We start from the raw sequence: 22452 nt of genomic DNA on the forward strand, positions 1-22452 counted from the left end.
CAAGCGTGGCGCCCAACGGTAGCGGCTGCCTGACGCGAATGCACTAGCCGGCCTGGTGCATTCGGCTCAGGCATCGCCGCAGGCCGGCTCACACACTGGCGGCACGTTCCCTCCACGAGGCATTCCATGGCCCACGTCGTCCGTTCTTCCTACGCGCCCCGCATGTCCTGGGGCGCGGTCCTTGCCGGCTGCACCTTCGCGCTGGTCACCTATCTCACCTTGAGCGTGCTGGGTACCGCGATTGGCGCCTCCACCATCGACCCGCTGCGCGAGGCCAACCCGGTCAGCGGGCTCGGCACCGGTGCCGGCATCTGGCTTGCGCTGAGCACGCTGGTGTCGATCGCCGTCGGCGCGTTCGTGGCCGGCCGCCTGGCCACCGCACGTGGCGGGCTGCATGGCCTGCTGAGCTGGGCAGTGACCTCGCTGATCACCACCTGGCTGGTGGCCGCGCTGGCCAGCAGTGCGATGGGCGCGGTGTCCGGTGTGGTCGGCAAGGGCCTGTCGTTGACCGGGCAGGGCATTGCCGCGGCCGCGCCGTCGCTGAGCAATGGTGTGCAGCAGGAACTCAAGCAGCAGGGCATCGACCTGGATTGGGCCGACCTGCGCGGCCAGCTGGACACTGCGCTGCGCCAAACCGGCAAGGCCGAACTGGACCCGCAGCGGCTGAAGGACCAGGCCCAGGACGCGGCCACCGACGGCAAGGCCGCCGCCAGCGACGCCGCACAGACCCCGCAGGTGGCCGGTGATGCGTTGGCCGCCTGGTTCGACCGCGTCCGCGCGCAGGCCAAGCCGGCCATTGATGCCGCCGACCGCGACGCGCTGATCAACCTGATCGTCGCCCGCACCGGCAAGCCACGCGCCGAGGCCGAGCAGATGGCCGACAACTACGCGCAGACCTACCAGAAGGCCGTGGCCCAGTACGACGCGCTCAAGCGCACCGCCGAGCAGAAGGCACGCGAAGCCGGCGACACCGCCGCACGCGGTGTCTCGCGCGCTGCCTGGACCACGCTGGTGCTGCTGCTATTGGGCGCCGCGGTGTCGTTCGCCGCCGGCCGGGTGGGCCGCCGTAGCGATCCGGTGGTGGAGGGGTAAGCCGCCGCGCGGCTATGTCTGCCTGCTACGCGGAGCCCTGTATGGACACCGCGCTGTGAGCTGAGAGTTACGATCGGGCAGACAGCGAAGGTACCAGCGGTGTCTGCAGTAACTCAGTCGACACCGGGCCATCTGCAGATGGCCCGGTGTTTTTTGTCTGATGAAGCAAGCATCCAGAAATTTTTCAGATACTGCAGTACAGCCACACGCCGAACGCGCTGAAGCAAAAACTGCTGAGACCTGTGTGCAGGAGAGTTAACGTGGGATTGAAGGTCGTTTGCTCTCACAACGCTTGTGCAGTTGAACACCTGGAACTGGTGCATTTTGAAGTTACACGCGCTGCACGGCTTTGACTTGCTCATCCTGCTGTTGCGTCAGAGCTTGCTGACTTTGCATCGCCACGTTGCGCTGCTCCACCTGAGCTAACTCCCGGAATGAGGCTTCTACCGGCGTAGAAATTGCCTGGTCCGCCGACATATGGGCGCGTAAATGGGCAGGGTCGCTCAGTTCGCCTTGAACAATGAAGACATTTTGTCCCAGGCTCGCCGGTTTGGTCTGGTCGCTTAGCAGCACGTGATCCACACGCTCCAGGCCATTGGTCACGGCGAGGTTGGTAAGGCTTGCGGCCATACAAGCGCTCTTCTCGTCAGGCACCCGTCCCAACTGCTGATCCAACGCACCGACGCCTGTCTTGCATTGCTGATGCAGCGCGTAACGCGGATGAATTGGATCATCTGGTGTTAGGCCCTGGTCACCTGGCGCGTTGGCACCAAAAAAACCAGACGTGCGCGGCGCTGCTGGTACAACCGCGGGTGTCTGTAGATGTGGCTGGATCGCGTCCTCAGGTGATAGACCATGCTGCCCCACCTGCACCTGATCACTCCAGGCAAGCTTTCCCTGGTGATCCATGAGGATCAACTTACCTTCCTTCATTGCGTCGCCTACCAGCTGCGCAAGCTGCTCTTTGGACGCGCTGGGGTGGGCTGCGGCGATGCCTCTGCCGACCTGGTTGTTGTACAGGTCCATCGCCTCGCGGTTTGCAGGATTGCCCGGCCTTCCCTCGTGCGCGGTGGCGAATGCCTGTGCCCATTCGTTTCCGAACTCCTTGGCAAGCAGTGCATTCCAGTACGTATGACGAAAGGCATCACGGTGTCCGTCATTGAGTTGCCACTCCTCGGCTTGCTCATTTGGAATACCGTCGGGAACTGGTTGGTCCGGTACGTGCTGCTTGCTTTCGCGGAACGCCAAATCATGTGTTTCTTTGAGTTCCAACAAGCCTTGCAGGCCTCTGCTCCAGGTCATCTCGTCCAGGAGCTTTCCCTCGGTCCGGGTGACCTGAATCGTAGGCGAAAACGGGATATCCACTTTTCCCGCCAAACGGGGGTGATACTGGATCATTTCATCGTCCTGCACCTGGAACTGGCTGCGGATTCGATCCAAATCAGGTTTGTCCGACATCCTTGTTTCCTCCTTAGCCCTGTACGCTGTGATGGCTGATCACTTTTCCATCCTGGTATTGAATAATGTATTTCTCTGTATCAGCCGCATAGGGCGAGATACCAAGGTAATACGCATCAGTCGAGGTGGTTTCACTCTCTTTCATATAATCAGGCGGGCCCAAAAGCACGATGACGTCGTCTCTGCGCATTCCCACATGGATGACCTGTTTCAGCGCCCCAGTCATGTAGATGCGTGTGTTGTCTTCAAAGGCGACGCCGCGTTGTGATTTCCAGGCAGTTGAGTCGAAGTCTTGTGTCGTTTGCATGGCACACGCCGTCAATGAAGTGAGGAGTAAAAGGGCCGCGAACGCGATGGCTCGCGCTGCTTGACTATGCGCGCGCGCTTGCTGCGCTATCGATCGGTGATGCTTGGCAAAGGAAAGCCTATTTGGCTTGCCAGGTTGCCCGTCAGGACTCCGTTCGCGCATTTTGATCACTCGCAGGGCGTGTGCCGAAGCATAGTGGAAACGCTCTGATTTGGTCATTGAAATGGTCGTTCGCTGGCTGGTGCAGAAAAGGCAGCTGTCATTGCGTTGCAGCAACTCACTCCACGCTCGCCGCCACCAGCCGCTGCCACAGCGCGGCATTGGCCGCCTCGTCCGGTTCCAGCGTGGCAAGCACGCTCAGGGCGTGGGCTTCGGTTTCGGCGCCGTGGCGGGCCAGCATGGCCAGGGCGGCGGCCAGGCGGCCGTAGCGCAATGCGCGCCCGAGCGATGTGGCCAGCAGGGTGCTGTCGTGCTCGGGGCGTTGTTCGTCCAGCGCGGTGCCGAGTTGGGCGGGCAGCTCCCAGGCCGTGGCGATGGTCTTGGCCACCGCGGCGGTGTGGCGGTCGACCAGGGTGGCGGCCACCTCCAGGCTGTACGGCACCGACGGCTGCTCGGCGTAGGCGTCGCGCAGCACGCGCAGGATCACCACCGCGCCCAGGCCTTGCAGCAGGCCGGCCAGTTGCGCCGACAAGGTGTCGCCACCGCGCTCGCGCACATAGGCGGCCGCGGCGGTGGCGGTGCGCAGCGCGTAGTCCCAGACCGCCGCTGGCAGGCGGGCGTACAGGCCACCTTCCAGGCTGAGCACCGGTTGCATCACCGCGGCGGCCACGATCTGGCGCACGCCTTCGGTGCCGATGTGCACCACCGCGCGTTCCAGGCTTTCCAGCGGTCCGCCTTGCGGGCGGTACAGGGCACTGTTGGCGATGCGCAGCAGGTTGGCGGCCAGCGTCGGGTCCTGCGCGATGATCGCGGCGATGCCGCGGCCGGACGCATCCGGGTCGTTGACCGCACGCATCAGTTGCGGCAACAGGTGCGGGCGCCGCGGCAGCAGCTGCGGACGCATGTCCACGTGGTCGAGCGCGCTGACCGCACTGGCCAGCACGGTGGCCTGGGCGGAGTCGATGGCGACGTCGGCATCGGCCAGCGAAGGGGTGTCCATCACCGCGGCATACATGCGCCGCAGCAACGGGCGCATCGGCGGCGGCTCGGCCATCACCGCGCGCGGCTCGGGTGTGCTTGCAGGCATGGCGGTGGCAGCGCCATCGGGCGCCGCGGTGGCGCCCGCAGCCGGTGCCGCTGGCGCGGACTCGGGCAACGGTGCGGGGTCGGCGGTGGAGACGGCGGGCGGGTCCCCACGACGCGAGGCGGCGACCACGCCGAGCACGATGGCAAGCACCCCCACAACAGCCAACAGCACAATCACAAGCATCTTGAGAAATCGTTTGATCAGTGGCGCGACTATCCGCGAAGCGGGCCGTGCCGGCAACGTGGCACGCGTGCGGGCGCGGCCTGGCGCGGTCATGTCGATTTCCGGCGGCCTGGTGCGTCGTCGGGTAGAGGGTCGTCCTCTGCCAGCTGCGAGCGCCATGTCCACTGTCACCCTGCACCGTGTTCTGCGTGCCAGCCCCGAGCGGGTCTACCGCGCCTTCCTGGATGCCGCTGCGTTGAGCAAGTGGTTGCCGCCGCATGGGTTTACCAACACGGTGGAGCATCTGGATGCTCGCGTCGGCGGTACCTTCCGCATGGCATTCACCCAGTTTGGCAGCGGCCAGCGGCACGCATTCGGTGGCACCTACCGGGAGCTGGTGCCCAACGCGCTGCTGCGCTACGACGATGTCTTCGACGACCCGTCACTGCCCGGCACGCTGCTGACCACGGTGCGGTTGCTGCCGTTGCCGTGCGGCACCGACCTGCACGTGGTGCAGGAGGGGATTCCCGAACATATCCCGCTGCACGCCTGCTACCTGGGCTGGCAGGAGTCGCTGACCTTGCTGGCGTTGTTGGTGGAAGCGCAGCACGCTGAGTGAACCTGGCGCCGCAGCGGCCGCAGCGGCCGCTGCACGATCGATGCGTCGGTGCAGCGATGAGCGGGCTGTCTTCAGGTTGACCGCTGCGCTGCACGCGGTGCTAACGGGGACACCGCGACTATGCGTCACCAGCTGTGCAGCCCTAGAGCATCTAGGCAGCTTAAAGGGTGCAGGCATCCGCAGTTGGACCACTTTCTTCGACAGACCCCGTGCAGGCATGGAGGTCTGTCGCGCCGTGTGTGGCGTTTGCTGGATGTGCTGGTCGACGCCGCCGGCGGTATCCGTATGAGCGCGCTTGCGCGCGATGGAGCGTTACCGGTAGAGCTTCTTCGCACGCGAGCGCGCTCCTACGCGGCTGCTTGCGTGGTTACGTATTCTGATCGTTTGCGTGCTGGCCGCTCCAAGGTTTTCGAGCTGTAGTCGCACGCTCTGTGGCGGCTGTACGCCGAATAAGCGCACCAGTCTTGTGTACGTTGATGCTTTGGCAACCGCGACCAAGCTGCCTTTGTAGGAGCGCGCTTGTGCGCGATGGGGCGTTATCGGCAAAGCCTCATCGCGCGCGAGCGCGCTCCTACGTTGCATTTGCTTGGCGCGTCACGTGCTGCGATCGCTTGCGCGTCATCGCCGCTACAACATCTGTCCTGAGCCGCGCGTTCTGCCCAATGTCGAATGTGGCGGAGATTGCCGCCCTGGCGCACTGATTTTGGGCCGCCGCTGCGGCACCCGCGACCAGGCCGCCTTTGTAGGAGCGCGCGCGCGATGGGGCGTTACCGGTGAAGCCTCATCGCGCGCAAGCGCGCTCCTACGAGGCGTCGATCGCCCGCGACGTGACCGGCGCCTCTGCGTCTCCGCGTGCCGGGCTGGCGCGTCACTCATCTACAACGTGCCCTGCTTCCACAGCCGCACGATTTCCGCGGGGGCGTGTTCTTCGGGGATGCGCAGCGGTTCGCTGGCGCCGTCCCAGATGATGCTGAAATAGCGGCGGTCGCCGCCGCCGGCTTGCGGGGCGGGGAGTGCATGCGCCACGCACTGATCCAGCAGCGCGCCCAGGTGTTGGCGTTGCACCTCGTCCAGCTCTTCCAGCACCAGCTGGCGCTCGCGGCGCATGGCCGGGAATGCGGCCACGCCACCTTCGCGTGCCAGCCGCAACACGACACCCGGTTGCAAGGGCGGCAGTTGCACGGTCATGCGAGCACGCCCACGTCGCGCCAGGCTTGTTCCACCGCGCTGGCCTCGGCACTGCCCGCGCCGTAATCGGTGCTGGCCACGCGCACAGTGAGTGCGGCGAAGGTGGCGAAGTCTGCACTGGCCGACAGCGCGCCGCCGGTGAGGGCGCGGTACCAGATGCGCCCGGCCTTTTCCCAGGCGTAACCGCCGATGGCAACCGCGGCGCGTTGGAAGGCGCGGTTGGGAATGCCGGAGTTGTAGTGCACGCCGCCGTCGTCTTCTTGCGTGTCCACGTAGGCGTCCATATGCGCCGGTTGCGGGTCCTTGCCTAAGGCCGGGTCATCGTAGGTGGTGCCCGGCGCCTGCATCGAGCGTAGCGCCACGCCCTGCACGCCGGGCAGGAACATGCCGGCACCCACCAGCCAATCGGCTTGCGCGGCGTCCTGGCGCAGCGCGTATTGCTTGACGAGCACGCCGAACATGTCCGAGACCGATTCGTTCAAGGCACCGGACTGGCCCTGGTAGATCAGGTTGGCGGTGCGCTCGGTAACACCGTGGGTGAGCTCGTGGGCCACCACGTCGATGGCGATGGTGAAGCGGGTGAAGATCTCGCCGTCGCCATCGCCGAACACCATCTGCTCGCCGGTCCAGAACGCGTTGTCGTAGTTGCGCTCGTAGTGCACGGTACCGAGCAGCGGCATGCCGGCATCGTCGATCGAGTTGCGCGCATACACCTGCTGGAAGAAGGCATGGGTGGCGCCGAGGTAATCGTACGCCTCGGTCACGGCGACATCGTCGGTGGGCGGCGCGCCTTCCTCGCGCACCAGCACGCCAGGCAGGGCAGTGCCTTGCTGGGCGTCGTAGAGATGCCGCCGCACTGCGGTGTCAGTGGTGGCGGTGGGCGCATCGTCGGCGCTGTCGCGCGCCAGCAACCCCCGCGCGCGGCGCTGGCGCAGCTGTGCGGTGATGTGGCGGGTGAGCTGCGCGCAGTGCCGTGCGCGCTCCGGTGCGGCCTGCGCCACGTGGTCCAGCAGATACGGCGGCAGGATGCCGGCGCGGCGGGGCGCAACAAACGCAGACATAGCGATCTCCACAGTGGGGGCTGCGCCGGCGACTATGCGCGGTGCGACTTTAGGAAATCGTTAGCTGCCAGCGGCCCTTGCCATGGCAGCGCGCTGCGGACGGGCTGGCGTTCATGCCAGCTGCGCGAGCGCCTGCGTGATGGGGGTGGGCCCATCCACGAATCCCACGGTCTTGCCGATGGTGGCCGGCGTGGCCAGGGTGGCGGCGATCACCTGCGCGACATTGGCGCGCGACACGCCCTCGGTGGTGTCGCTGCCCGGGTCGCGGGCGATGCAGCCGCTGGGTGGGTCCAGGGTGAGCCGGCCCGGCCCAAGCACGGTCCAGTCCAGCGTGGTGCCGCGCAGGTGCGCATCGGCAGCTGCCTTGGCCTGCGCATAAGCGAAGAAGCCATCCTCCGGGCTCACCCCGTGCTCCAGCCCCGCGCCCAGGTAGGACACCATCACGTAGCGCCGCACCCGCGCCTGCTCGGCCGCGTGCATCGAGCGGATCGCGGCATCGCGGTCCACCGCATAGGTGCGTGCGGCATCGCCACCGCCGGCACCGGCCGACCACACCACCGCATCGTGGCCGGTGATGTGCGCGGCGATCGCCGCGGTGTCGGCATGTTCGATATCGAATAGCGCGGGTGTGGCGCCATCGGCGATCACATCGCTTGCGTGGTCGGGATTACGAAACAGCGCGGTGACGTGGTGGCCACCGGCCAGCAGCAGCGGGGTGAGCAGTCGCGCCACCTTGCCGTGGCCACCGATCAACAGAATGCGAGACATGGAGTTCCAGCCAATGCGCCTGCTGCGAGGCGTGATGACCTAGCGTGACGGCTGCAGCGCTAAGGCGATGTCATTGGTTGCGTTCGCAAGGCGTTGGCAACAAATGCATGCGATGCCCTGACGGCGCCGCCGCGGTGACGCAGGGCGGCCACGGCATTTCCGCAGTTTGCCCGCGCCCGCAGCGCTGCCGGACAATGCGTCCGCCACGCACCGTGGCGTACCGGACCCACCGATGACCGCTCCGTCTGATTCCCACGCCCGCGTTGGTTGCGGCGCCTTTATCCGCCGCAGCGACGGCCGCCTGTTGCTGGTGCTGCGTGGACGCGCGCCCGAACAAGGCCACTGGGGATTGCCCGGCGGCAAGGTGGACTGGATGGAGACAGTGGAAGACGCGGTAGTGCGCGAAACCCTGGAAGAAACCGGCCTGCACATTCACCTGCAGCGCGTGCTGTGCGTGGTGAGCCAGTTCGAGCGGGCGCTGTCGCCGCCGCAGCACTGGGTGGCACCGGTGTACCTGGCCGCGATCGACGGCAGCGAAACCGCCGTGCTGCGCGAACCGGAAGCACTGCACGACCTTGGCTGGTTCGCACTCGATGCGTTGCCCACGCCGCTGACCCGCTCGGCAACGCTGGCGGTGCAGCAGCTGGCGCATGAGGCGGCTGCTTGAGCGGGACATCCACATAGTGTGAGTGCTGCACGGGGTAGTGGTGCAACGGCGCGACACGCTTGCCACGTTGGATCCAGAGGTGTGTACACCGAAGCGGGCGCGGGGATACACCCCGGTATTTGCGGCAGGTTGCCGCCAAGCGGTGGCCCCTGCTTGAAGAGACGGTGCGGCGGCGCGACCGGCGTCGTTAGCTCACGTGGCTCGACTGGCGCGTTCGATGCAGACGTGTGGCCTGATCAGGAGCGCAGTGAGACACCTCCGGCATTTGGTACGCTGCCGCCAAGCGGTGTTGCTGTTTGAGGCGCTGATGTAGCGGCGCAACGCCTGCTTGCTCGTGTGGCCCGGAGAACGCTTCAGCGAATGCGATTGCGCGTGCCGCACGTCGCACACCGCATGCGCAACGGATGCAGCCCCGCCAGCACGGGCACAGCATCTTCTCGCACGCCTCGCTAGGCTGAGTGCTGTTTCCGCGTTGCGAGCTGTTGTCCATGCCGTCCTCCGATCTGCGTGCCTTCGTCGTCCGTGTGGTCATCGTGCTGGCCCTGGTGGCCTGCGCGTGGTTGTTGTGGGCGCTGTCGGGCCTGCTGCTGATGGTGTTCGGTGCGGTGGTGGTGGCGGTGCTGCTGCGCGCGCTGGCCAGTTGGGTCACCCGCTATACGCCGCTGTCAGATGGCATGGCATTGGGGCTGGTGGTGGTCGTGGTGGCGGTGGGATTCACGGCGTTGCTGTGGTTGTTCGGCTCGCAACTGGCAACGGAGCTCGGCGCCCTGCAACGCACCTTGCCGCAGGCCTGGGCGCGCTTCCATGATTGGGTTGCGGCCGGGCCGTTGGGGCCAGCGCTGGAAGAACTCACCCGCCAGGCACCGGCGCGCGTGTCCAATCTGGCGCCGCGTGCCGGCGCCTTCGCGCTCAGCATCACCGGTGGGGTGGCGAACCTGTTCCTGGTGCTGGCCGGTGCGGTCTATCTGGCCGCGCAACCGCAGTTGTATCGGCGCGGGCTGTTGTTGCTGTTTCCCGTGCAGGCGCGCGCCACCATGGACGATGCCGTGCGTGCCAGCGGCACCGCGTTGCGGCTATGGCTGCGCGGGCAATTGCTGGCGATGGTGGTGGTGGGCGCACTCACCGGGCTGGGCCTGTGGGCACTGGGCATTCCCGGCGCACTGGCCCTGGGCATCATCGCCGGGCTGCTGGATTTCGTGCCGATCGTCGGGCCCATCCTGGCTGCCATTCCGGCCATTCTGCTGGGCTTTACGGTGAGCCCGCAGATGGCGCTGGCCACGGCGGCGTTGTTCGTGGTCGTGCAGCAGATCGAAGGCAACATCCTGCTGCCGTTGATCCAGCAACGCACTGTGGATCTGCCACCGGTGTTGCTGCTGTTTTCGCTATTCGGCATCGGTACCTTGCTGGGGCCCGCAGGTGTGCTGCTTGCTGCACCGTTGACGGTGGTGGCCTTCGTGCTGGTCAAGCGCCTGTATGTGCAGGAAGCACTGCACACGCCCACCTCCATCCCCGGGCAGAAGCACCACTGAGTAAGGCGTCTGCGTAAGCGGCAACGCTGCAATGCAAGCGTGTTGTCCAGGAATGGATGTGCCTGCTTGTGCGCTGCGCATCGCCTACGACGCGATCACTGCAGCGCCGTCTCCCATGGCAGCCGCGCACACGGCGCGCCGCAGTGCGCAGGCTATGCTCGTGCGTTGACCGACGCCTGGGAGGGCATTGCATGACACACCATCGATGGACACGACGCATGCTGCTGGGCTGCCTGGCGTTGCTAAGTGCGGCGAGCGCGAGTGCCGCTACGCCCGCAGCTGCAGCCGCATCGAAGCCGGCGGCAACGCAGGGCGTTCGGCATGTGCCCGCGTTCGATCTGCCCGTGTCTGAGTACCTGAGCCCTGCGGCACGTGCGCAGGTCAGTGGCGACGTGGACCGCGGCGACCCGCTGGCCAAGGCCGACAACGCCACGCTGCTGCGCCAGCTGCCCACCATTCGCGCCGATACCGAACGTTGGGCCGCAGGCGTCATCGCGCAGATGCGCACGCGCTACGCGGTGGAGATCACGCCCGAGCAGTGGAACGGTGTACCGGTGCTGCGTGTGCAGCCGCGCACGCGCACGCCCGAGCAGGCCAAGCGGTTGCTGATCGAATTGCATGGCGGCGGCTTCGTGATGGGCAGTGCGGCCTCCTTCGGGTTGATGGAAGCCATTCCGGTGGCGGCGATGACCGGCATCACCGTGGTGGCGGTGGATTACCGCATGGGCCCGGAGCACCAGTTTCCCGCGGCGAGCGAGGACGTGGCCGCGGTGTATCGCGCCGCCCTCAAGACCCACACTCCCGCGCAGGTGGGCCTGTTCGGCTGTTCGGCGGGTGGCGTGCTCACCGGCGAGGCGCTGGCGTGGTTTGCCAAGGAACAGTTGCCGATGCCGGCGGCGGCAGGCCTGTTCTGCGCTGCGGGCGACGCGCGTTACCGCGGCGATTCGCAGCGCGTGGTCGCAGCGGTGAACGATGCCCTGCTGCCTGATGCGGCAGGCACCCTGCCGATCATGGAGGACCTGTACTACGGGCCGGATGTGGATTTCCGCGACCCGCTGGTGTCGCCGGTGTTCTCCGATGCGGTGCTGCGCCAGTTCCCGCCCACCTTGCTGATCACCGCCACACGCGCAGCAGAATTGAGCAATGCGTCCTATACGCACGCGCGCCTGGTGGATCTGGGACGCGAATCGGACCTGCATGTCTGGGACGGCTTGGGCCATGCCTTCCATCTCACCGACACGCTGCCTGAGAGCCAGCAGGCCTTGCGGGTGATGGCGCGCTTTTTCAGCAAGCATCTGGGCCTGCCGCCGCCGCCACTACCGGCGGCACGCTAACGCGGCACACACACCGGCTACCCGCGGTGCTTACATCGGCTTGCTTAGGTTGAGGTCGACGGCGCTGCAATTGCAGCGCTGACACTGAAACAGGAGAAACGACGGATGAGTCTGCAAATTCCCCAGGGTGCGTTGGTGGTGGTGGCCGATGGCGGCGAAGCGCGGTGGTTCACCAATACCGGCGACGAAGCCAAGGTGGTGCTGCGCCAGCATGCCCGCACCGATGTGCAGAACGTCGATGACGAAGGCCCGGCCGGCAAAGTTCCGCCCCGCACTGCAGAGGCGGAACTCGACGAAATGACCTTCGCCAAGCAGCTGTCGCAGGCCTTGAACGACGGGGCGCTCAAGCACGAGTACAACCACTTGGTACTGGTGGCCGACCCGACCACGCTCGGCCGGGTGCGCCCGCTGCTGCACAAGGAAACCCAGCAGCGCCTGGTGGGCGATTTGGCGAAGGACTTCACCAACCTGCCGCTGGAAGATATCCAGCGCGCGCTGTCGTAAGGAGCGCACGCAGCGATGGCGTTCGTGCGGGAGTACGCAGCGCAGGCGCCGGACCGTAGCGCGGTCGATGCGCAACCGGGGCTGCAGGTGCTGGAGTTCGGCACCGACTGGTGCGGCCACTGCATGGCCGCGCAACCGCTGTTGCAGAAGCTGCTGGGCGGTTACGCGGATATCGAGTACCGCAAGATCGAAGACGGAAAAGGGCGGCCGCTGGGCCGCTCGTTTCGCGTGAAGCTGTGGCCCACCATCATCCTGCTGCGCGATGGCGAAGAAGTCGCCCGCGCCGTCAGGCCGCAGACGCGTGAGGATTTGCAGGCCGTGTTATCGGCGTTGGAGGCGGTGGGGTGAATCCGCTGGTGCAGTCGGCGCAGTCTGCTGTTCTGCTGGTATGAAGCACCGCTGCAGTGCCCTGGCACATCAGGCAAACCATGTAGGAGCGCGCTTGCGCGCGATGAGGCGTTACCGGGAAGGCTTCATCGCGCGCGAGCGCGCTCCTACCAAAAGCAGGTTGTGCAGAAGTCGTTGCCCCTCCAGAGCGAGGGTGTTTGCAGCATCAATAACGCAAGCGCGCACCATGCAGAAATCGATAGCTCCGTAGGAGCGCGCTTGCGCGCGATGAGGCGTTACCGGGAAGGCTTCATCGCACGCGAGCGCGCTCCTACTAAAAGCAGGTTGTGCAGAAGTCGTTGCGCCTTCAGAGCGAGGGTGTTTGCAGCATCAATAACGCAAGCGCGCACCATGCAGAGATCGATAGCTCCGTAGGAGCGCGCTTGCGCGCGATGAAGCTCTACCGACAGAGCCTCATCGCGCGCAAGCACGCCCCTACGACAAGCGGGTGCGGATGACTCATGCCTGCAAAACCACGCACTTGCTGAAGACACATTCAGGAAAACCCCTGAAATCAGGTCATCTCCCGCAGCGTCCCACGCTCGCGCCTGCAATGCTGTGCACGCTGGTGTAACATGTCGGGCTGATCAAGCCCTTGGGCACTGCCCACCCCTTGGTCGTCTGTCCCGCAGCGTCGCTGAGTTCACGCGGCCGTCCGGGAATGCCTCCGGCGTCGTCCACTGCATGTGCCTTAGCCGTGCAGCGCGTGATGTGCCGTGCCTAGCGTAGTGCCAGGGCGAGCAGGCAGCGATGGCCGCACCAGGAGACTTCCGCATATGCACGACACGCGCGCGATCCGCTCGCATTTCGGTTGGTTCAAACGCCGCCGCCAATTGCAACTCGACGAGGTCACCGTGGTGGACCGCGGCATGCTGCGCAAGGCCGTGGGCGCGGCCGCGCTGGGCAATGCAATGGAATGGTTCGACTTCGGCGTCTATGGCTATCTGGCAGTGACGCTGGGCCAGGTGTTCTTTCCGTCCAGCAGTCCCACCGCGCAGTTGATCGCCACCTTTGCGACCTTCACCGTGGCGTTTTTGGTGCGGCCGATCGGCGGCATGGTATTCGGCCCGCTCGGTGATCGCTATGGCCGGCAAAAGGTGCTGGCGGCCACCATGATCCTGATGGCGCTGGGCACCTTCAGCATCGGCCTGATTCCCTCCTACGCGCAGATCGGCCTGTGGGCGCCGGCGCTGTTGTTGCTGGCGCGGTTGCTGCAGGGGTTTTCCACCGGCGGCGAATACGGCGGCGCGGCGACCTTCATTGCCGAATACGCAACCGACCGCAATCGCGGCTTGATGGGCAGTTGGCTGGAATTTGGCACGTTGGGCGGCTATATCGCCGGCGCGGCCACCGTGACCGCGTTGCACATGGCGCTGAGCCAGGCGCAGATGCTGGACTGGGGCTGGCGGGTGCCATTCCTGGTGGCCGGGCCGCTGGGGTTGCTCGGCCTGTACATGCGCATGAAGCTGGAAGAAACCCCGGCGTTTCGCGCCTATACCGAACAATCCGAACAGCGCGAACGCGAAACCGCAGGCCAGGGCCTGATGACCCTGCTGCGCCTGCATTGGCCGCAGCTGCTCAAGTGCGTGGGCCTGGTGCTGGTGTTCAACGTCACCGATTACATGCTGCTGACCTACATGCCCAGCTATCTCAGCGTCACCATGGGTTACGCCGAGAGCAAGGGCTTGCTGCTGATCATCCTGGTGATGCTGGTGATGATGCCGCTCAACGTGGTCGGTGGCATGTTCAGCGACAAGCTGGGCCGGCGCCCGATGATCATCGGCGCGTGCGCGGCGTTATTCGCACTGGCCATCCCGTGCCTGTTGCTGATCGGCAGTGGCTCGGACGTGCTGATCTTCACCGGGTTGATGCTGCTTGGCCTGGCGCTGGTGTGTTTCACCAGCTCGATGCCTTCGACACTGCCGGCGCTGTTCTACACCCCGGTGCGCTACAGCGCGCTGTCGATCGCCTTCAACGTCTCAGTGTCGTTGTTTGGTGGCACCACGCCGTTGGTCACCGCGTGGCTGGTGGAGCGCACCGGCGACCCATTGGTGCCGGCGTATTACCTGATGGGCGCGGCGGCGATCGGCCTGGTGACGATGCTGTTCGTGCGCGAAACCGCCGGGCTGCCGCTGCGTGGCTCGCCGCCGGCAGTGGCCAGCGACGCCGAAGCGCGCGCGCTGCTGCAGGGCGACAGCCCGGTCACAGTGGATGCGCAGTTGCCGTTGAGCGGCACGCCGTCGATCGGTCAGCCGCGCCCGGCGTAAGGCCGGGCGGCGCGCTCAGCGCAAGGCCGGGTCGCGGGTGTCGGGCATGTCCGGGTAGGGCATGCCCTGCCCGGTTTCCACGTAGCGTTTGAGGCTGCTGCCCAGGAAGAACTGCCAGCCTTGCGCACAGACCTCGAAGCACGGTGAGTCGCGGTAACCGGACTGCACGAAGTCCAGCCGCGTGCCATCGCTGGTGGACAGCAGATCAAAGCGCATCACCGTGCCCTCCCACGCGGTGGTGTCGAGCATGTTGGAGCGCTCGCAGCGCCAGCACACCTGCCGGTGGTCGGCACCGCCATCAATGCGCAGTTCCACCTGCCAGCCGTGGCCGCTCCAGTCCAGACACACGCGCTCGCCCACTTGCCGCACCTCGCGTGTCCACCAGCGCGCCAACTGCGCGGGCTCGGACAACGCGGCGGAGACCACCTCCGGGGCGGCGGCAATGACGAAGCGATGGCGGATCTCGCGGTTCATCGGTCACGGTGTTGCCTGCGCGGAGGCCGATGATCGCGCATCTTGCGCGCAACATGCAGTTTTCGCCGCAAAGGTTGCGCCCGCTTGTGCACCGCTCACATGCGGCTGAGTACCATCGCCACAGGCCCCAACACGATGACGACCGCCATGACGACGCTCCCGATCCCGGTGATGGATGCCGCAGCGCAGCACGATCTGGCCACAGCGCATGCGCTGCTGGAAAACCCCGGTGTGGCCGCACAGATCGCCAATACACTCGGCGCGCCCATCGAAAGCCTGGTGGCCAAGCGGCTGCCCAAGGTGGTGACGCGCAGCATCGACGGCGTCACCCGCCGCGCGCTGCAGGTGGCGATGAAATCCGCGCTGCTGAGCCTGCGCGGCAAGACCGTGGCGCACGCGCCGGCCGCCACCGCGCGGCACACCCTGGCGGTGGCTGTGGCCGGCGGCGCTGGCGGATTCTTCGGCCTGCCTGGGCTGATGGTGGAATTGCCGGTGACCACCACGGTGATGCTGCGCTCCATCGCCGACATTGCGCGCTCGGAAGGCGAATCGCTGCACGACCCGGAGACCGCGCTGGCCTGTCTGGAAGTGCTGGCGCACGGCGGCCGCAGCGCCAGCGACGACGGCGCCGAATCGGGCTACTTCGCGGTGCGCACTGCGATGGCGCAGCAGCTCAGCGCCGCCGCGCACTACGTGGCCGCGCACGGCTTCGCCAGCAAGGGCGCGCCGGCATTGGTGTCGCTGGTCTCGCGCATCGCCGCCAAGTTCTCGGTCAACGTGGGCGAAAAACTCGCCGTGCAGGCCGTACCGCTGGTGGGCGCGGTGAGCGGCGCCACGCTCAACACCTTGTTCATGCGCCACTTTCAGGCGATGGCACGCGGGCACTTCATCGTGCGCCGGCTGGAACGCCGCTTCGGCGCCGAGGCCGTGCGCCGCGCGTATGACGCGTTGCCTGCGCCACGCTGATCACACGGTGGCATGTGCATACCGCATGCGTAGCAGCAGCCTGCACCACGTTCGTAAGACACATCGGACCGAGCGCCCCGCGCTGACGCATCTGCTCAGGCATAGTGCCCGGCGCCGTGTAGAGCAATGCCGCTGCTTCGCGCTTGCTCCATCATCACCACGCGCACTCGGCGATTCGCCCTCTTTGGAAGTCTCCATGACCAAACCCTTTGCCCCCGCCTCCGCACGCAACCGCGATCCGATTCTGAGCGTGCTGCAGCGGTACTTCGCTGACCGGCAGCACGTGCTGGAGATCGGTGCGGGCACCGGGCAGCATGCGGTGCACTTCGCTGCAGCGATGCCGTGGCTGCGCTGGCAGGCCAGCGATCATCCGGACCATCTGCCGGGGATGCGGCAGTGGCTGGACGAAGCCGCGTTGCCCAATACGCCGCCGCCGGTTGCACTGCAGGCGGTGTTGACGCCCGCGCCGGGTCTGGCACCGGCGCCACCGTTGCCGCCGGTGCAGGCAGGCACGCCGGCCGGGTATGACGCCATCTACAGCGCCAACACCTTGCACATCATGGGCTGGCCACAGGTGCAGGCGTTGTTTGCCGGCTTGCCTGCGGTGATGGCGCCGCAGGCGGTGCTGGTGATCTATGGGCCGTTCAACCGCAACGGTGAATTCACCAGCGACAGCAATCGCGACTTCGATGCGATGTTGAGAGCGCGCGATGCGGCATCGGGCATCCGCGATGCCGCGGAGGTGGATGCACTGGCCGCGCAGGTGGGCTTGCAGCTGGTGGACGATGTGGACATGCCGGCGAACAACCGCTGCCGGGTGTGGCAGCGCGCTTGATCCTTCGGTGACGATGACGCCGCGCTTTTTCCGTTGGAAGGAACTCATTCGCGCCGTTGGCAACGCGGCACGGTCCTGTCAGGTGCGCCGCCGTTCCAACCACCACACTCCCGCAGCCACGGTGAGCCAGGCGAGCAGCCACGGCCAGCGTGCGCCGGGGTGTGCTGTTGGTGTGGCAGCGCTCGCGCGGCTGGAGCCGCTGGCCGCCAATGCGGCGGTGGCCTCGCGCAGCTGTTGGCGATACAGCGCGGGCGCGTCGGTGGGGGCGCGGACAAACAGCCAGCGTTGGGTGGTGCCGGTCTGCAGGCGATGCCAGCCGGTGGCGGCCGGCCAGTAGCCGGCGCAAGGCGGTGCGCTGCCGCTGCGTTCGGGCAGCAGCGGGTGGCGGCTGCCATCAGGCGCAATCACGCGGGCGTCTGCGCCGACATCGCACAGGATCATGCGTTGCTGCGCCCAGCCGTCCTGCACTGGTGCGGGAAGTGCGGCGCCTGGGCGTGCCACCGCGCCGAGCAGTTGCGCCCACAGCTGTGCATGCAGGTCGCTGCGGCCTGCCAATACCAGCGCATAGCTGTCGTCGACCACGCTCACGCCGATGCGTCCGCGGCCGGCGCTGCGCCACCAGCCCAGCGCGGTGCCATCGCTGCCGCGTGCGGCGACAATGGCGTCTTGCACCTGTGGCTGCAGCGTGTGGCGTTGCAGGGGCGGCAGGGCGGTGTCGGTGGTTGTGCTGCCGGTGTTGGTAGTGGTGTCGGGGTCGATGCCGGCGTCGGCCGGCGCCGCTGCCACGGCAACTGCGGTGCTGGTGTCGCCGCCGCTCACCGGCAGGCCGAGCGCGGCGAGCGCGCTGCGGGTGGCCGCATCCACCGGGCCGGTCACCCGCACCAGCACGCCCAGGCCGCGTGCGATGGCGGCGCCGAGCAGCTGGCGTTGTGCTGCGCTCAAGGCCAGCAGGCGGCGGGTGTCCAGCACCAGCACATCCGGCTTGTCCAGGCTGGCGGCGTCCAGGCTGGCCGCATCGCCCAGCTGCAGGCCGGCGCTCACGGTCACCTGGCTACGTACGGTCAGGCCGGCATCGCTGGCCCAGCGGCGCAGGTATTTGACCTCCGGCTGCGGGGCGCCAGCCAGCAACAGCAGCCGGACCGGCGGCACCGGGACCACCTGCACAGGCACCGCCAGATGCCCGCGCTCGGCGCCGGCCGCATCGCGCAGGCGCAGGCCGAACAGCACCTGCCCGGGCGCGCGCGCCAGGCCGTGCAGGCGCACCTGGCCGTGCACATCCGGCGAGGCGCGGTCGACGCGTTTACCGGCCGGGTCGAGCAGTTCGACCTGCGCGCCCGGCAGGCCCTGCACCTGCGCAGCGATGGTCAGCGCTTCACCGGGCGCCACTGACGGCGGTGCCCAGGCGGCGACCAGGCCGGCCGGTGCCGGGCTCGGCTGCACCCGCACCGGCACACGCAGGGCGTCGCGGTCGCGCGCGGGCAGGCCGTCGCCATGCACGATCACGGTGGTGGTGCCGGGCGCGCGGCGCAGCGCGGTGGCCAGGTCCGGCATGCGGGCGACGCCCCGCAGGTGCGGGGCTTCCGGCAACGCCACCCATTGCGCGGCCTGGCCCACCTGCGCCGGTTGGGTGCCGGCGGTCGCCACGTGCAGCGGGCCGCCATCCTGCAGACGCGGCGGCGGCAACAGCACCGGGTAGAGAAGGGCAGCCAGCACCGGTTGGGCCGCAAGCAACAGCCATAGCCTGCCGTGCGGCAACGGGTGGCGTGCGTGCGCGCGCAGCAACCGCAGCCAGCCCAGCACCACGACCAGCAGCAAGGCCGCGCCGACCATCCAGGGCAGGGCGACGTTCATGACTGCCCCCTCTGAGCCGTATCACGAAGCACCGATGCTGGCGGACGCGTCGCACGGCTCAGCGCACACGGTTGAAGGCTGCCGTGTGCTTGGCAGAACCAGGACCTGCGGGAACGGGATGCGGCAAGCATCGGCGGCACGGCAGCGGTCATGGCTGTGGCGCCTCGCGCAGGGCATCCAGGTAGCGCTGGCCGCGCGCGTCTGCGGCCGGGCGGCGGTGCACCGGGGCCGGCGGCGCGGTGACCGTGCGCCACACCAGGGCACGCAGCTGCGCCCGGCACGCGCGGCAGGCCGGTTCGCTGCGCAGGGTCTCTACCGCGGCGGCCAGGCTGAGCGGGTCGGGCAGCTGGTCCTGTGCGGTCTGCAGCCAGCGTGCGTACCGGTCGAGCAGCGCGTCGGGCACCGCGCTGTCTTCGTCCAAGGCGCTCCACAGTGCCAACGCGGTGGGGTCCGTTGGCGGGCGGGTGTCGAGCGCGGCGGGGCGGTCGCCCAGGCCATCGCGCTTGCCGGTCATGCGCCGGCTCGGGTCGATCGGCGGCAACTCCGGCCCCACCCGCGCCAGATAGATGCGCTCGGCCTGCTGCACCTGCTTGATGAAACCCAATGCCTTGTTGGCGTACGGCAATGCGCGCTCGGGGTGGCCCTGGCGCAGCTCGCCTTCGGATTGCCACATCTGGTCCAGCGCGGCGCGCAGCAGGGCGCGGGTCTGTGGGTCGAGCAGGGTGGCTGCTTCGGCGTGGTCGTGGGTGTGGCCGAACTCGGTCAGCACGTCCTGTTCCTGACCAAACCCGCCGCGGGCCGGCTGCGCGCCGTCATGGTCATGATCGTGTGGGTCCAGCGCGGCTGCGCCGGGTGGATGGTCGTGAGCGTCGTGAGCCTCACCGGTGGCCTTGGCTGTGTGCTCGGCATGTACGTGCTCGGGGGCTGCGGAAGGTGCTGCCGGTGCATCGGCGGTGGGCATGTCGGCCGTGGGCAGGTCGTCGGCTGGCGCATCGCTGGTGGGCGGCTCGTCGGCAGTGGGCGGCCCCTTGGGCGCGCCTTCGCTCTCTTCGCCCAGGAACTGGCCATAGCGCAGCCGCAGCAGGCGTTGGTCCACGCCGATGGCATCCGAGCGCTTGAGGTAGGTGGCCGCATCCAGGCGCGGTTTGTCCTTCAGCAGCGCCTCGGCATCGATGATGATCTGGCGCTGGCTGCGGAAATACGCGGGCAAGGTCTGCTTGACGCTGGCCTCCAGCCCGGCGGCCTGGGTCTGCTGGGGCGGCGGCCAGCGCAGGATCACGCTGGCGCTGCGGCCTTCCTGCGGGGCGGGTTGGCGGGTGTCGCGCACCACCAGCTGGGCGATCAGGTCATCGCCGGCGGCCATGCCCAGCGCCTGCGGCTGCAGCGTGGCCACGAAGCTGCGCCGGGTGGCCGGGCCACTGCCGGTGAGCGGGCGGCGCTCGGTGCGGAAGGTGATGTTCTCGCCGCTGCCCTGGGCCAGGGTCAGGCGCAGCTCGGCGCCGGCGGCCACGGCGTAGTCGTCGCTGGCCTCGAAGCGCAGCGTCCAGGCACCGTTGGCTGGCGTCCACAGCACCAGGCTCTGTTCGGGCGCGAGCACGCGCACCTGCGGCGGGCGGTCGGGTACCACGTCGAGCCGGTGCAGGTGGCGGTCGGCCGGCTGGCCGTCGATGAGGATGCGGTACAGCGTGGGGCGCTCGGCCAGCAGTTGGCCGCGCCACTGCTCGCCATCTGGCTGCCGGGTCAGCGGGAGCACGCGGCCGTCGTTGAGACGCAGCGCTACCGTGTGCGGCGCCGGCTGCACCTGCAGCTGCCACTGCAGCCGGGTGCCGGCCGGGACGCGGCCATCCAGCTCCGGCAGCTCGGCCGGCGGCAACCCGGTGTAGGCCGGCGGTGTGCTGCGTAGCCGGGCCTGGCGCAGGGCGGGTTTGCCGGCTGCGGCGCGCGTCGTGGCGACTGGGTCGGTGGTGGGCGCGGCGGGCGCGCTGGGCTGTGGCCACACCAGCACCGCGACGCCGGCCAGCACGCCGAGCAGGGTCCACGGCCACCAATGCCAGGGCCAGGCCGGGCGCAGGTCGCGCGGGCGGGCGTGCAGGCGCTGCTCCAGGCGCTGGCGTTGCAAGGTCTGCAAGGGGCCCAGGGCGGCGGGCGTGGCGAAGAGCAGGTCGCTGCTGTCGTCCAGGTCCGGCGCCTGGTTCAGGCGCCGGATCAGCCAGGCCTGGTCCAGCCGCCGCGCGGCTTGCCAGGCCGCCACGGCCAGCGCGGCCACGCTCGCCAACAGCACCAGCCAAGCAGCGGTGCCCGCGCCCAGCCGCCAGCTCAGCAGCGCCGGCAGCAGCGCCAACGGCAGCCAGAACAGCAGCACCGCTGCCGCGCGCCGCCGCCGTGCCGCCTGCCAGGCGCGTTGCAGTGCGGGCGTGCTCATGCCGCCCTCCCCCGGCGCGGGCCGGTGGCCAGCCAGCGTTCGATACCGAACAGCAGCAGCACCAGGCCGATCAGCCACGGCGCCAGCGGCTGTGGGTCGATGGTCAGGCGGATGGCGGGGCCACGCATGGGGCGAACGGCCTGCGCCACCGCGCGCTGCGGAGTGGGACGCGGTTGCAGGGCCTCCTGCAGGCGGGTGGGGAAGTCGGCGTCCAGCAGCGCCGGCAGCGGCTGCGGTTGCAGCGGTGCGGCCCAGCGCAGCACCTGGCCGCGCCCGAGCGCGGCGGCGTCCAGCACGCGGGCGCCCTGGGCATCACGCAACAGCGGCTGCAGCGGTGCGTTGAGCGATGGCGGCAACGGCGTGCCGGCAGCGAGCAGCAGCTGGCCGCCGGCCGTGGCCCAGGCAATGACCGACGCCGGCGGCGCGCGCTGCGGCAGCCACACCACCAGCGTGCCCGGTGCCCAGCGGCTGGGCACCGCCGTCTCCGGCGTGCTGACCGGCAGCGCCCCAGGCGTGGCCCAGGCGGCATGCACCGCGCGCAGATAGCGTAGTGCCGGTGCGGCGGCATCATCGGCAATCACCTGCAGGCGCAGTGGTGCGGGGGGCGTGTCCGCGGGCACGGGCGAGCGTCCGGGCGCCACCTGCCACTCCACCTGGCGACCCAGCTGCAGGCGCTGCGCATCCAGCCGGCCCCACTGCGCCGGCACGATCACGCCAAGCGTGCTGGCGGCGGGCAGGCTGGCGTCGAGCTCGCGCAGCAGGCTGGTGGCCGTGGCAGTGCTGCCGGCCGGCACCGCAGGCGCGCGCGTCTGCGCATCGATCGGCGGGAAGCCAGGCGCCAGCCACACCCACTGCGCATCGGCTGCGTGCGCGTGTAGGCGCACGGTGGCCAGATCCACCCCCGGGCTCACCGCGATGCGCGGGCGTGCATCGTCGTGGTCACGCAGCGCCGGCTCGGCCAGCAACACGGCCAGCGCCGCCAGCAACAACAGGCGCACCAGCAGCAGCGGCCATTCGTCGAAACGCACGCGGTGACGCGGGCGCGGCACGGCACGCAACCAACGCAGTGCAGCGAAGTCGGTGGGGCGGTGCTCGCTGCGCCGCGCCAGATGGATCAGCAACGGCAGCACCAGGGCGGCGAGGGCGGCCAGGCCGGCGGGGAAGAGCAACAGCATCATCGCGCCGCTGCCGTGGATGCAGATGGATGCGGCGATGCCTGCATGCGTGCGGATGGCGTGCGGACGTCATGCATGTCATGCAACGAAGGCAAACATGCAGCGTGCACGCATGCTGCATCAGGCCGCCGCATTGCACT

20 protein-coding genes are annotated in these 22452 nt (G+C 68.1%); 10 read left to right on the forward strand and 10 right to left on the reverse strand.

What is annotated here, in order from left to right:
• The first annotated feature begins 126 nt into the window (after positions 1 to 126).
• Complete coding sequence (locus ACD584_RS00845) at positions 127 to 1092, forward strand: hypothetical protein (protein WP_076037546.1); 966 nt, start codon at positions 127 to 129, stop codon at positions 1090 to 1092.
• A gap of 330 nt (positions 1093 to 1422) precedes the next feature.
• On the opposite strand, the gene ACD584_RS00850 is transcribed toward ACD584_RS00845, so the two are convergent.
• Genes ACD584_RS00850 through ACD584_RS00860 form a run of 3 tightly spaced genes read right to left on the reverse strand, consistent with a single transcriptional unit; the run spans position 1423 to position 4286 of the window.
• Positions 1423 to 2550, reverse strand: coding sequence for an XVIPCD domain-containing protein (locus ACD584_RS00850; RefSeq protein ID WP_081391606.1), 1128 nt, complete (start codon positions 2548 to 2550; stop codon positions 1423 to 1425).
• Between the two features lie 13 nt (positions 2551 to 2563).
• Entirely contained in the window at positions 2564 to 3076 is a 513-nt protein-coding gene (locus tag ACD584_RS00855; protein WP_139328408.1) for a hypothetical protein, read from the reverse strand.
• A gap of 58 nt (positions 3077 to 3134) precedes the next feature.
• Positions 3135 to 4286 (reverse strand): HDOD domain-containing protein, encoded by a 1152-nt coding sequence (locus tag ACD584_RS00860; RefSeq protein WP_175611758.1) that lies wholly within the window; start codon positions 4284 to 4286, stop codon positions 3135 to 3137.
• A gap of 157 nt (positions 4287 to 4443) precedes the next feature.
• Between ACD584_RS00860 and ACD584_RS00865 the strand changes: the two genes are divergently transcribed.
• Positions 4444 to 4884 carry an SRPBCC family protein gene (locus ACD584_RS00865; protein ID WP_076037544.1) on the forward strand — a complete coding sequence of 147 codons (441 nt, stop codon included), beginning with the start codon at positions 4444 to 4446 and terminating at the stop codon, positions 4882 to 4884.
• 876 nt (positions 4885 to 5760) lie between these two features.
• Here ACD584_RS00865 and ACD584_RS00870 read toward each other — a convergent pair.
• From ACD584_RS00870 to ACD584_RS00880, 3 genes are all read right to left on the reverse strand, one after another.
• Positions 5761 to 6072 (reverse strand): protealysin inhibitor emfourin, encoded by a 312-nt coding sequence (locus tag ACD584_RS00870; protein WP_076037543.1) that lies wholly within the window; start codon positions 6070 to 6072, stop codon positions 5761 to 5763.
• A complete protein-coding gene (locus ACD584_RS00875) occupies positions 6069 to 7133 on the reverse strand; it encodes a M4 family metallopeptidase (protein WP_175611757.1) in 1065 nt (354 codons plus the stop codon). Before ACD584_RS00875 ends, ACD584_RS00870 begins: the two co-directional genes overlap by 4 nt.
• A gap of 111 nt (positions 7134 to 7244) precedes the next feature.
• Entirely contained in the window at positions 7245 to 7901 is a 657-nt protein-coding gene (locus tag ACD584_RS00880) for an SDR family oxidoreductase (protein ID WP_011035335.1), read from the reverse strand.
• Positions 7902 to 8133: 232 nt separating this feature from the next.
• On the opposite strand from ACD584_RS00880, the gene ACD584_RS00885 reads away from it, so the two are divergent.
• The 6 genes from ACD584_RS00885 to proP all read left to right on the forward strand — a co-directional run bounded on the left by ACD584_RS00885 (position 8134) and on the right by proP (position 14589).
• Positions 8134 to 8568, forward strand: a complete 435-nt coding sequence (locus tag ACD584_RS00885) for an NUDIX domain-containing protein (RefSeq protein ID WP_043921515.1) — start codon at positions 8134 to 8136, stop codon at positions 8566 to 8568.
• 488 nt (positions 8569 to 9056) lie between these two features.
• The gene (locus tag ACD584_RS00890; RefSeq protein WP_070689190.1) at positions 9057 to 10097 is read left to right on the forward strand and encodes an AI-2E family transporter; all 1041 of its coding nucleotides are present in this window, start codon (positions 9057 to 9059) and stop codon (positions 10095 to 10097) included.
• Positions 10098 to 10315: 218 nt separating this feature from the next.
• On the forward strand, positions 10316 to 11431 hold the full coding sequence (locus ACD584_RS00895) for an alpha/beta hydrolase (RefSeq protein ID WP_070689191.1): 1116 nt from the start codon (positions 10316 to 10318) through the stop codon (positions 11429 to 11431).
• Positions 11432 to 11536: 105 nt separating this feature from the next.
• Entirely contained in the window at positions 11537 to 11935 is a 399-nt protein-coding gene (locus ACD584_RS00900; RefSeq protein ID WP_042595503.1) for a host attachment family protein, read from the forward strand.
• A gap of 15 nt (positions 11936 to 11950) precedes the next feature.
• Complete coding sequence (locus ACD584_RS00905) at positions 11951 to 12283, forward strand: thioredoxin family protein (RefSeq protein WP_012436912.1); 333 nt, start codon at positions 11951 to 11953, stop codon at positions 12281 to 12283.
• Between the two features lie 815 nt (positions 12284 to 13098).
• Positions 13099 to 14589 carry a glycine betaine/L-proline transporter ProP gene (proP, locus tag ACD584_RS00910; RefSeq protein ID WP_011035341.1) on the forward strand — a complete coding sequence of 497 codons (1491 nt, stop codon included), beginning with the start codon at positions 13099 to 13101 and terminating at the stop codon, positions 14587 to 14589.
• 15 nt (positions 14590 to 14604) lie between these two features.
• Here the strand turns inward: proP and ACD584_RS00915 are convergent, their stop codons facing one another.
• Positions 14605 to 15063, reverse strand: coding sequence for an SRPBCC domain-containing protein (locus ACD584_RS00915; RefSeq protein ID WP_012436914.1), 459 nt, complete (start codon positions 15061 to 15063; stop codon positions 14605 to 14607).
• A 147-nt stretch (positions 15064 to 15210) separates the two neighbouring features.
• On the opposite strand from ACD584_RS00915, the gene ACD584_RS00920 reads away from it, so the two are divergent.
• On the forward strand, positions 15211 to 16029 hold the full coding sequence (locus tag ACD584_RS00920) for an EcsC family protein (RefSeq protein ID WP_161962121.1): 819 nt from the start codon (positions 15211 to 15213) through the stop codon (positions 16027 to 16029).
• A gap of 196 nt (positions 16030 to 16225) precedes the next feature.
• The gene (locus ACD584_RS00925) at positions 16226 to 16864 is read left to right on the forward strand and encodes a DUF938 domain-containing protein (protein ID WP_019237068.1); all 639 of its coding nucleotides are present in this window, start codon (positions 16226 to 16228) and stop codon (positions 16862 to 16864) included.
• 78 nt (positions 16865 to 16942) lie between these two features.
• Here the strand turns inward: ACD584_RS00925 and ACD584_RS00930 are convergent, their stop codons facing one another.
• The 3 genes from ACD584_RS00930 to ACD584_RS00940 all read right to left on the reverse strand — a co-directional run bounded on the left by ACD584_RS00930 (position 16943) and on the right by ACD584_RS00940 (position 22315).
• Positions 16943 to 18715, reverse strand: coding sequence for a hypothetical protein (locus ACD584_RS00930; RefSeq protein WP_076037541.1), 1773 nt, complete (start codon positions 18713 to 18715; stop codon positions 16943 to 16945).
• Positions 18716 to 18863: 148 nt separating this feature from the next.
• Positions 18864 to 21137: a hypothetical protein gene (locus ACD584_RS00935; RefSeq protein WP_175611756.1), complete on the reverse strand. Its 2274-nt coding sequence runs from the start codon at positions 21135 to 21137 to the stop codon at positions 18864 to 18866.
• A complete protein-coding gene (locus tag ACD584_RS00940) occupies positions 21134 to 22315 on the reverse strand; it encodes a BatA domain-containing protein (RefSeq protein WP_076037539.1) in 1182 nt (393 codons plus the stop codon). The genes ACD584_RS00935 and ACD584_RS00940 overlap by 4 nt, the downstream gene beginning before the upstream one ends.
• Positions 22316 to 22452 lie beyond the last annotated feature (137 nt).

This window comes from Xanthomonas sp. NCPPB 2922, from assembly GCF_041520885.1.
Taxonomy (GTDB): Bacteria; Pseudomonadota; Gammaproteobacteria; order Xanthomonadales; family Xanthomonadaceae; genus Xanthomonas; species Xanthomonas campestris.